This is a genomic window from Mesorhizobium sp. M7A.F.Ca.CA.001.08.2.1 (assembly GCF_003998455.1).
Taxonomy (GTDB): Bacteria; Pseudomonadota; Alphaproteobacteria; order Rhizobiales; family Rhizobiaceae; genus Mesorhizobium; species Mesorhizobium ciceri.
Map to the genome: position 1 here is coordinate 1 of NZ_RZPW01000219.1, position 8,598 is coordinate 8,598.

Here is an 8,598-nt window from a genome sequence, read left to right on the forward strand (position 1 = left end):
CAGAAGATAGACAAGACCAGGCTGTTCGGCGGCGATTTCATCGAGATCAGACTGGTCGGCGATTTCTTCGACGATTGCTATCGCGCTGCCCTGGAATTCACCGACAGTTCCGGCGCCCATATGGTGCCGCCTTTCGATCACAAGGACATCATCGAGGGCCAGGCAACCGTCGCCTACGAGATCGCGGACCAGATGCCGGGCGCCCGCATGCCCGATATCGTCATGCTGCCGGTCGGCGGTGGCGGACTTGCCGCGGGCGTCACCCACTATTTCGCCGATCAGGGCAGGGAAGCACGCTTCGTCTTCTGCGAACCGGCAGGCGCGCCGAGCCTGCGCGAGAGCCTCGCGGCGGGGAAACGGCTCAAGCTCGCCAAGGTCGACAATTTCGTCGATGGCGCCGCGGTGGCCGAGATCGGCCGCGAGCCGTTGCGTCATCTCAAGGATTTTCCGGCCGACACGGTGCGGCTAATCCCGGAAAACAGGCTCTGCGCCACCATGATCGAGATGCTCAATGTCGAAGGCGTCGTGCTGGAGCCGGCCGGCGCGCTGGCGATCGATGCGCTCAAGGATTTCTCCAAGAAGGAGATCAGGGGCAAGACCATCGTTGCCGTGGTTTCGGGCGGCAATTTCGATTTCGAGCGGCTGCCGGACGTCAAGGAACGGGCGTTGCGCTTCGAGGGTCTGAAGAAATACTTCATCATCCGTTTTCCGCAGCGGCCGGGCGCGCTGCGCGATTTCCTCGAACTGCTCGGACCCGACGACGACATCGCCCGTTTCGAATATCTGAAGAAATCGGCGCGCAATTTTGGTTCGGTGCTGATCGGCATCGAAACCAGGGACCGTCGCAATTTCGATCTGCTCAAGGCGAAGTTCGAGGCCGAGGGCGTTCAGTATCAGGACATCACCGACAACGAGACACTGGCCGGGTTCATCATATGAGCGATCGAATGGTTGATCCGGGAAAAATCTTCGTCGCGCTGTTTTCCGGCATCAATGTCGGCGGCAACCGCATCGTCAAGATGGCGGAGCTGCGGTCGTTTTTCGAGGGCCTCGGCTTTTCCGACGTCGCCACCTACGTGCAGAGCGGCAATGCCGTGTTCCGGGCGAAGAAAGGCGACGCGGCGGCACTGGCGAACCTGCTCGAAGCAGCCTTCGAGACGAAATGGGGGTTCCATTCGCGCATCATGGTGCGCGATCTCTCCTGGTTCGAGAAGCTGGTGCGCGAAAATCCCTATCCGGAAATTGCCGCGGACCACACGAAGCTGCACGCCTATGTGCTGGAACGCGAGCCGACCGCCGATGAGGTGGCGCGGCTGACCGAAAAGTGCACCGGCCCCGAACGCTTCGAGATCAAGGGCGATGTGCTCTACCTCAGCGCACCGAATGGGCTGGGCAAATCGGTGTTTGCCGGGCTGATCCCGCGCACGCTGAAAGTGCCGGGCACCGCGCGCAATTGGCGCTCGGTGCAGGCGCTGCTGGAGATGGCCGCACACGCCGGTGAGAAGTAGTTCGCCGGCTAGGCGGAAGTTGGTTTCCAGTCGAAGGTCAGTTCTTCGCGGAAAGCAAAGCGCTTGATGTGATCGGCGACAACGCTTTCCAGGCGCTCGATCGATCCTGCTTCGTCAGTCGACACCGTGACATGCAGCGCTGCGGCATCGGCATCCATGACGGTACGGCCCATTGAGAGATCGATGGTGCCATGGGTGGGATCGAACTCGACCGGGAATTTGTGTGCCCAGTGCTTGCACAACTGCTGCAGGTAGCGGCTGGCATGTTCGGTGGCGACGTCGGCATGGCTGGTCGGCATGAATTCTCCTGGGCAAGCGCCTTTTGCATGGCTGGGCGCCGGCCCAAGCCTGGCGCCTCAGCCAGACAGATAGGCGCCGCCCCTGAAAAACCAAACGGTAGCGGGCTCATCAGCCTGGCATTGTCCGCTCAAGACAGCGTGATCGGCTACCAGCTTCCGGTGTTCGCCATCGAAGCCCAAGGCTCGGCCTTGGCCTTGGCCGGGCCTTTCTGCAAAAGCTCGATCGAGATGCCGTCCGGCGACTTGACGAAAGCCATGTTGCCGTCGCGCGGCGGCCGGTTGATGATGACGCCATTGTCCATCAGATGCTGGCAGGTGGCGTAGATGTCGTCGACCTCATAAGCGAGGTGGCCGAAATTGCGCCCCCCCTTGTAGTCTTCGGGATCCCAATTGTAGGTCAGTTCGACCAGCGGTGCCTTTTCATTGATGCCGCTCTCCTCGTCTTCCGGTGCGGCGAGGAAGATCAGCGTGAAGCGGCCCTGCTCGTTTTCGTAGCGGCGCACTTCCTTGAGGCCGAGCTTATTGCAGTAGAAGTCGAGCGAGGCATCGACGTCGGCGACGCGGATCATGGTGTGCAGATAGCGCATGTGATTTCCTCGATAAATTGCGTTGCGGCGCAACATAGGGTCGGCCCTGTCAAAGGGCAATCGTGCGGCGGTGCGCAATGCCGGCAAAGAACAAATCCGGTATTGCCCCAATGAACCGTGAAAAAAGGCACGGCAGGTCTTGCACACACCGGAAGCCGCAGTGTTAATCTGTTGGCAAGAATCAGTTGCGGTGTTCTTGAAAAGAGGGGGCATTCTTATGGGGGAAAAGGCCTCTTTCATGGGGCGGGACGGAACCCTTGGCGACGCCTTGCAGCGTGACGAAGGCGGCGACGCTTCTGATCTGCTCGAAGTAGCCGGCGCCATCAAGTGGTTCGATGTGGCCAAGGGTTATGGTTTCATCCTCCCGGATGACGGCATCTCGGGCGACATCCTCCTTCATGTGACATGTCTTCGAAGAGACGGCTTTCAGACGGCGCTGGAAGGCGCACGCGTGGTCTGCCTCGTCAAGCATGGCGAGCGCGGATTGCAGGCCTTCCGTGTGCTCTCCATGGATGTCACCACCGCGGTCCATCCGGCCGAGATGCAGGAGCAGCGCACCCATGTCGCGGTGACGCCGGAGAGCGGTCTCGAACGCGCCTTGGTGAAATGGTTCAACCGCACCAAGGGGTTTGGTTTTCTCACCCGCGGCGAGGGTACCGAGGACATCTTCGTCCATATGGAGACCTTGCGCCGTTACGGTGTCACCGAGCTTCGGCCCGGACAGGTCGTGCTGGTTCGTTTCGGGCGCGGCGACAAAGGCCTTATGGCCGCCGAAATTCACCCCGATATGGGGACCTTGCCGGTCTCGCACTAGGGCGTTTCCGGCCGAGGATCTCGAATGGCTTACAGGAACTGGCTGACCGCGGGCGCGATGTGCGCGATTGCCTTCATCGCCGCCGCCGGTGGTTACTTCTATTCCGAAAAGCCGACCTCGGCGGACAGCCGGGCGATGATCCTTCCGGCCGATCCGGCGCCATTGGTCGTGATGACGAAAGGCGGTGACCGCTCTTTCTCCATCGAAGTCGCCGACACCGCCGCGGAGCGCGAGGCTGGCTTGATGTATCGCCAGGACATGGCGGACAACCACGGCATGCTGTTCGTCTTCGAGGTCCAGCAGCAGGTTGGCTTCTGGATGCACAACACCCCGATGCCGCTTGATCTGATTTTTGTCGGCCAGGATGGCAAGATCCGGGCGGTCAAGCACGGCGAGCCGCAATCAGACGCCGTCATTTCGCCTGGTGTACCGGTGCGCTTCGTGCTTGAGCTCAAGGCCGGCACTGCCGCCAGGAACGGCATCGAATATGGCGACCTTTTGCGCCATCCGGCTGTGGGCACGGTGTCCGGCCCCGGCATGCCACCAGCCGACAATGGCGATGCGCCAAATGGCGGTGGCGGTTGAGCACACAGGCGGGATCGCAGATGCAGTCTTTCACCCATGACGGCTTCGACCTTGCCTTCCTCGACCGCCAGCCAGCATCGGGGGAGGGCGATCCGGTGCTGATGATCCACGGCTTCGCTTCGAGCCACTATGTCAACTGGGTGTCGCCCGGCTGGTTCAAGACGCTGAACGATGCCGGTTACCGCGCCATCGCCTTTGACAATCGCGGCCACGGCGCGTCGTCCAAGAGCTATGATGAGGCCGACTATACGCCGGTCAAGATGGCCTCCGATGCCACTGCCTTGCTCGACCATCTCGGCATCGAGCGCGCCCACGTCATGGGTTATTCGATGGGCGCGCGCATCGCGGCGTTCATGGCGCTGTCCGATCCGGACAAGGTGGCGACGCTGGTCTTCGGCGGCCTCGGCATCGGCATGATCGACGGTGTCGGCGATTGGGACCCGATCGCCGACGCGCTGCTTGCCGAAGATCCGGCCGCGACCAGCCATCCGCGCGGCCGGTCGTTTCGCGCCTTTGCCGACCAGACCCGCAGCGATCGCCGTGCCTTGGCGGCTTGCATCGCCAAATCGCGCGAATTGCTGAGCGAGCAGGATGTTGCCCGCATCGCCCAGCCGACGCTGGTCGCCGTCGGAACCACCGACGACATAGGCGGCTCGCCCGATGAGCTTGCAGCGTTGATGCCGAACGCCAGCGCTTTTCATATCGAGGGCCGGGACCATATGCTGGCCGTCGGGGACAAGACCTTCAAGCAGCGCGTGCTGGAGTTCTATGCCGAAAATCCGCTCTGAGCGGAGGGCCAGGGCAGCGAGAAGCAGTGCCGTAGTCGGGGACGAGGCTGCTTGGCATCGTGATAGGCGCCTATCCTGATTGTCCTTAGCCGTTTGCAAGGGCCGCCAGCGATCGCGCGATGTTTTCCCGGGCCTGCGGTTCGAAGCGCTGGCGAAACTCTTGCGTGTGGAAGATATGCGGGCGGGCGAGGAAACTCTTCAAGACCGTACTGCGTCCGGCTCGCCACATCGGCTCCTCCACCCAGTGGTACTCGCGCCGCACGGCGCGCTCATAGGCGTCGAAGGCGTCCGGTGCGGCACCCAGGATCGACAGGTCCATATCCAGGAAAAGACTTGCGTCCTGTGTGGCCGTCGCGTCGTCGAACGGCGGCACCTGGTGCGTGGCGGTGGCGACGATCATTGCCGAGATGCGGTCGAGACGTGAAGGAGCTGCGCGGCCCGCCAGCTTTTTCTCGGCAAGGGCGGCACTTTGCGCCTCATTGTCCTTGGCCTTGCTGTCATAGACGGCATCGTGGAACCAGATCGCCGCTTCGATCGCCTCGGGATCGGCGAGCAACCTTCGATAGTCGCCAGCCAGCGCCAGCATCGCCTCGATATGGGCAAGGTTGTGGTAGTGGCGGCCCTGTGCCCGGTAGAGCCCTGAGAGCTCGCTTTTCAGCGCGTCGTCGATCAAGGGTTCGTTTTCCATGGCTGCTTGAATTCCCGCGAACCAAATCCATTTGACAAAGCACTAAGGAAAATTGAGTTCAATCGTGCTATGATCTGGCTTATATGTGCGGCCAGGCAGCAGGCAAGCACAACAGGCAAGCCAGGCAGGACGCAGGACGAGACGGCGATGAACAGCATCAGCATTTCCCGACACAGCGCATTGAAGCCGGTCGATCCGATCTGGCGTTCGATCCGCGACGAGGCCATGGAGGCTGTCAACCGCGACCCGCTGCTCGCTGCATTCCTCTATTCGACCATCCTCAACCAGGACAGCCTGGAAGAAGCAGTCATTCATCGGCTGGCCGAGCGGCTGGCGCACCAGGACATCGGCTCCGATCTCATCCGCCAGACCTTCAAGTCCATGCTGGCCGACGACAAGGAGTGGCCGACGACGGTACGTGTCGACATCCAGGCCTATTACGATCGCGATCCTGCCTGCGACCGCTTCATCATGCCGGTGCTCTATTTCAAGGGGTTCCACGCCATCCAGACGCATCGGCTGGCGCATTGGCTGTGGAACCAGGGGCGCAAGGATTTCGCGCTCTATCTGCAGAGCCGCTCGTCCTCGGTCTTCCAGACCGACATCAACCCGGCCGCCCGCATCGGCAAGGGCATCTTCATCGACCACGCAACCGGCCTCGTGGTCGGCGAGACCGCGGTCATCGAGGATGACGTGTCGATCCTGCATGGCGTGACGCTGGGCGGCACCGGCAAGGCCGGCGGCGACCGCCACCCCAAGATCCGCTACGGCGTGCTGATCGGCGCCGGCGCCAAGATACTCGGCAACATCGAAATCGGCCATTGCTCGAAGATAGCGGCCGGCTCGGTGGTGCTGTCGCCCGTACCGCACAACAAGACGGTTGCCGGCGTGCCGGCCCGCGTCGTCGGCGAGACCGGCTGCGATCAGCCGTCGCGCCAGATGGACCAGCTTTTGCCGTCGCAGACGATGGATCAGGTCGTCAGTTTCGACATCTGATCGTCATATGTCCGCTGCCTGAGGCCGTGGGCAGACATGGGCGATTGTTCTCGCCCAAGGTCTTTTGAGATTCAGGTCAGGCCGAGCCGAAAATGGTGGGTTCCGAGAACCGGAGCGGAGCGTACGTTTGGGTACGTGAGCACAGTTCTACCGCGACGCGGTAGAACGGGGAAGCGCAGGAAACCGCCATTTGCAGGCCGGCCTCACGTGAATATCAACAGACCTTAATCAGGCCGCTTGCCTTTACATCACCATTGTCGACGTGCCAGAAGCGCGTTCGAACGAGCAAGCCCGATGATCGGAGAAGACTGTTGAAGCCGGACGAAATCAGAAAGCTGGACGCCTATTTCAAGCGCGTCTTCCAAAACCCCAAGCTCGAGGTCAAGGCGCGGCCGCGCAAGGACGATTCGGCCGAGGTCTATGTCGGCGACGAATTCCTCGGCATCGTCTTCAAGGACGAGGACGACGGCGACTACAATTTTTCGATGGCGATTCTCGACATCGATCTGGCCTGAGCCAGAAAATCTTGCGGTCGGCCGGCTTCATGCAGCCGGCCAGCCGGGTTCCCTTGAAGGGTTCTTAACGTCCCGCCTTCAGAACGCGCCCGGCTTCAGTGGCGATTGCTGCATCGAGCGCCTGCCAATCGCCCAGAAACTCCCTTGGGAAGCGATAGGTGAGGCTGAGTTCGTCGCCGACCTGGATGTCGCGCTCGCAAGGCGCCAGCGATTGGTCGGCACTCGGCCCGCTCAGGCAACGGGCCACGAACGGCTCCTTGCCGGGGCGATTGCCGACAACCAGCACCTCGTTCAGATAGCCTGATTTCTCGTTGAAACCATAAATCATCGTGCCGCCAGGCCCGGCAGTGCCGGGTCGGGTGATCAGCGCGCTGTAGATCGGCGCGAAGCGGCCGCTCATGTCACGCGACATCATCTGCTGTTCGAAGGACAGGAAGACGATGCTTTTGGCTGTCCCCGTATGGTTAAAATCATCCCGCGCGGCCTCGCTGTAGCCGTCCATCTGGGGATAGCGCAGATAGAGGTCGAGCCGCGAGGCGATGCCGTCGCGCCGGGCCTGGGCGAAACGGATGGCATTGGCCGGGACCGTGATGACATTGTTGCCGATCACCACCTGGTGGGCTGTTGCGTCGTCGGTGTATCCGGCCATGGCGATCGAATGGCCGAACCATTTGCCGGCAAGGCTGATCGCCACCGACAACAGGGCGAGCGCCGCGAACCCGTAGAGCACCCGCTTCATCAGCGTGGAATCGACCACGGTAAGTTCGTTGGCGAGCGCTGCCTGCTTCATCTCAGTCCTCGGATCTCGGGCGGCCCGTCCGCCTCCAGTGTCCCCGGGCGGCACACATCGCACGGCACGGCTCTTGCAGCCTGCATGGAACGACTGTGCAATTTCATGGTAAACGGAAAGTTAAGATGGGACCGCTGGAACTCACACTCTTTGCTTTTGCCGTCGGGTTGACGGCCTGCGGGCTGGCCGGATCGGCCATGGAACTGGCGTCGGGCCGCAAGGTCGCCTTCGCCGAACCCTATGTGTCGCCGTCACATGTCTTGCGCTCGCTGCTCGCCACCGCCTGTGCCGGACCCTTCATGCTGGTCAACGATGCCATCGATGCCCGGCGTCAGCACCGCATTTCAACGTTGGCGCTGATGTCCTGCGGCTGCACGGCAATTGCGTGGACCTTGGCGCTGGGCGTCGTCGTGCTTGCCATTGCCTCATGGACGGTCCGTCTCCTAGGGTCCGAGATGCCAGGCTGAGACGATTCGGAGACCAGAAATGCCGCTTTATGCGATCGATGGAACAGAGCCCAGCTTCGCCGATGCGGACTCGAACTGGATCGCACCCGATGCGACGCTGATCGGCGACGTCAGGGTCGGACGCAATGCCGGCTTCTGGTTCGGCGCCGTCATCCGCGGCGACAATGAGCCCATCGTCATCGGTGCCGACACCAATGTGCAGGAACATACGGTCATGCACACCGATCCCGGTTTCCCGCTGACGATCGGGGAGGGCTGCACGATCGGCCACCGCGCCTTGCTGCATGGCTGCACGATCGGCGACAACAGCCTGATCGGCATGGGCGCCATCGTGCTGAACGGCGCGAAAATCGGGAGGAATTGCCTGGTCGGCGCCGGTGCGCTGGTTACCGAGGGCAAGGAATTCCCGGACAATTCGCTGATCGTCGGCTCGCCCGCCAAGGCGATCAGGGTGCTGGACGACGCGGCCGTGGCAAGGTTGCGCGGCTCGGCGGCGCATTATGTCGCCAACGGCAAGCGCTTCAAGGCGGGGTTGAAGAAGGTTTTCGAACGGCCATAGCC

General features: G+C 62.0%; 13 protein-coding genes. 9 read left to right on the top strand and 4 right to left on the bottom strand.

Annotated features, from left to right (window positions below; all coding sequences use genetic code 11):
* Positions 1–939, top strand: a 939-nt coding sequence (ilvA, locus tag EN914_RS15045; protein WP_127389140.1) for a threonine ammonia-lyase IlvA, incomplete at its 5' end; no start/stop codon positions are given.
* 8 nt (positions 940–947) lie between these two features.
* Positions 948–1,508 carry a DUF1697 domain-containing protein gene (locus tag EN914_RS15050; protein ID WP_024503867.1) on the top strand — a complete coding sequence of 187 codons (561 nt, stop codon included), beginning with the start codon at positions 948–950 and terminating at the stop codon, positions 1,506–1,508.
* A gap of 8 nt (positions 1,509–1,516) precedes the next feature.
* On the opposite strand, the gene EN914_RS15055 is transcribed toward EN914_RS15050, so the two are convergent.
* Together EN914_RS15055 and gloA are read right to left on the bottom strand one after the other, a co-directional pair.
* A complete protein-coding gene (locus tag EN914_RS15055; RefSeq protein WP_024503868.1) occupies positions 1,517–1,807 on the bottom strand; it encodes a DUF2218 domain-containing protein in 291 nt (96 codons plus the stop codon).
* Between the two features lie 146 nt (positions 1,808–1,953).
* Positions 1,954–2,394 (bottom strand): lactoylglutathione lyase, encoded by a 441-nt coding sequence (gene gloA / locus EN914_RS15060; RefSeq protein ID WP_013531328.1) that lies wholly within the window; start codon positions 2,392–2,394, stop codon positions 1,954–1,956.
* Between the two features lie 217 nt (positions 2,395–2,611).
* On the opposite strand from gloA, the gene EN914_RS15065 reads away from it, so the two are divergent.
* The 3 genes from EN914_RS15065 to EN914_RS15075 are packed head-to-tail and all read left to right on the top strand — an operon-like array spanning position 2,612 to position 4,581.
* Positions 2,612–3,208 (top strand): cold-shock protein, encoded by a 597-nt coding sequence (locus EN914_RS15065; RefSeq protein ID WP_013531329.1) that lies wholly within the window; start codon positions 2,612–2,614, stop codon positions 3,206–3,208.
* A gap of 24 nt (positions 3,209–3,232) precedes the next feature.
* Positions 3,233–3,793, top strand: a complete 561-nt coding sequence (locus EN914_RS15070) for a DUF192 domain-containing protein (RefSeq protein WP_024503870.1) — start codon at positions 3,233–3,235, stop codon at positions 3,791–3,793.
* Between the two features lie 20 nt (positions 3,794–3,813).
* On the top strand, positions 3,814–4,581 hold the full coding sequence (locus EN914_RS15075) for an alpha/beta fold hydrolase (RefSeq protein ID WP_024503871.1): 768 nt from the start codon (positions 3,814–3,816) through the stop codon (positions 4,579–4,581).
* An 85-nt stretch (positions 4,582–4,666) separates the two neighbouring features.
* Here the strand turns inward: EN914_RS15075 and EN914_RS15080 are convergent, their stop codons facing one another.
* Complete coding sequence (locus tag EN914_RS15080; protein ID WP_024503872.1) at positions 4,667–5,269, bottom strand: hypothetical protein; 603 nt, start codon at positions 5,267–5,269, stop codon at positions 4,667–4,669.
* 147 nt (positions 5,270–5,416) lie between these two features.
* On the opposite strand from EN914_RS15080, the gene cysE reads away from it, so the two are divergent.
* Positions 5,417–6,265 (top strand): serine O-acetyltransferase, encoded by an 849-nt coding sequence (gene cysE, locus EN914_RS15085; protein WP_013531333.1) that lies wholly within the window; start codon positions 5,417–5,419, stop codon positions 6,263–6,265.
* Between the two features lie 311 nt (positions 6,266–6,576).
* A complete protein-coding gene (locus EN914_RS15090) occupies positions 6,577–6,780 on the top strand; it encodes a DUF3126 family protein (RefSeq protein ID WP_013531334.1) in 204 nt (67 codons plus the stop codon).
* 64 nt (positions 6,781–6,844) lie between these two features.
* On the opposite strand, the gene EN914_RS15095 is transcribed toward EN914_RS15090, so the two are convergent.
* On the bottom strand, positions 6,845–7,570 hold the full coding sequence (locus EN914_RS15095; protein WP_024503873.1) for a hypothetical protein: 726 nt from the start codon (positions 7,568–7,570) through the stop codon (positions 6,845–6,847).
* A 125-nt stretch (positions 7,571–7,695) separates the two neighbouring features.
* Between EN914_RS15095 and EN914_RS15100 the strand changes: the two genes are divergently transcribed.
* Both EN914_RS15100 and EN914_RS15105 read left to right on the top strand, forming a co-directional pair.
* Complete coding sequence (locus EN914_RS15100) at positions 7,696–8,037, top strand: DUF6949 family protein (protein WP_024503874.1); 342 nt, start codon at positions 7,696–7,698, stop codon at positions 8,035–8,037.
* Positions 8,038–8,056: 19 nt separating this feature from the next.
* On the top strand, positions 8,057–8,596 hold the full coding sequence (locus EN914_RS15105) for a gamma carbonic anhydrase family protein (RefSeq protein ID WP_024503875.1): 540 nt from the start codon (positions 8,057–8,059) through the stop codon (positions 8,594–8,596).
* The last annotated feature ends 2 nt before the right edge of the window (positions 8,597–8,598 follow it).

Bases quoted from the DNA above. Each gene is read 5' to 3' on its own strand.
- EN914_RS15065 (WP_013531329.1), top strand. From the start codon at position 2,612: ATGGGGGAAAAGGCCTCTTTCATGGGGCGGGACGGAACCCTTGGCGAC.
- EN914_RS15095 (WP_024503873.1), bottom strand. From the start codon at position 7,570: ATGAAGCAGGCAGCGCTCGCCAACGAACTTACCGTGGTCGATTCCACG.
- EN914_RS15105 (WP_024503875.1), top strand. From the start codon at position 8,057: ATGCCGCTTTATGCGATCGATGGAACAGAGCCCAGCTTCGCCGATGCG.
- EN914_RS15050 (WP_024503867.1), top strand. From the start codon at position 948: ATGGTTGATCCGGGAAAAATCTTCGTCGCGCTGTTTTCCGGCATCAAT.
- cysE (WP_013531333.1), top strand. From the start codon at position 5,417: ATGAACAGCATCAGCATTTCCCGACACAGCGCATTGAAGCCGGTCGAT.
- EN914_RS15075 (WP_024503871.1), top strand. From the start codon at position 3,814: ATGCAGTCTTTCACCCATGACGGCTTCGACCTTGCCTTCCTCGACCGC.
- EN914_RS15070 (WP_024503870.1), top strand. From the start codon at position 3,233: ATGGCTTACAGGAACTGGCTGACCGCGGGCGCGATGTGCGCGATTGCC.
- EN914_RS15100 (WP_024503874.1), top strand. From the start codon at position 7,696: ATGGGACCGCTGGAACTCACACTCTTTGCTTTTGCCGTCGGGTTGACG.
- EN914_RS15080 (WP_024503872.1), bottom strand. From the start codon at position 5,269: ATGGAAAACGAACCCTTGATCGACGACGCGCTGAAAAGCGAGCTCTCA.
- EN914_RS15055 (WP_024503868.1), bottom strand. From the start codon at position 1,807: ATGCCGACCAGCCATGCCGACGTCGCCACCGAACATGCCAGCCGCTAC.
- gloA (WP_013531328.1), bottom strand. From the start codon at position 2,394: ATGCGCTATCTGCACACCATGATCCGCGTCGCCGACGTCGATGCCTCG.